Genomic DNA, 248 nt, shown 5'->3' with positions numbered 1-248 from the left:
ACCCCAGGTCGCTGCAACACTGCGGACCGCGGTGCGCAGGTAGTGCGCGAACCCCTCGCGGGGACCGTGGCCGTTGCGAAGCGACCTCAGCACCTTGGCGAACGCCTCCTGGACGATGTCCTCGGCGTCGTACCGGCCCGTAGTGCTCCGGGCGATGTGATGCGCCCAGCCCTGATAGCGGTGCCAGAGTTCTCCGAACGAGGCAGTATGACCCTCACGGACCTTGCTCACCAGCTCCAAGTCGGTCG

General features: G+C 66.9%; 1 protein-coding gene. It reads right to left on the bottom strand.

The window, feature by feature from the left end:
• Positions 1-248, bottom strand: a 248-nt coding sequence (locus tag SB719_RS21800) for an RNA polymerase sigma factor (protein WP_412159980.1), incomplete at both ends; no start/stop codon positions are given.

It is taken from the genome of Pantoea sp. SIMBA_079, from assembly GCF_046940275.1.
Lineage (GTDB): Bacteria > Pseudomonadota > Gammaproteobacteria > Enterobacterales > Enterobacteriaceae > Pantoea > Pantoea borealis.
Note: the sequence above shows the minus strand (reverse complement) of the source record. Positions and strands in the feature narration are given on the sequence as shown.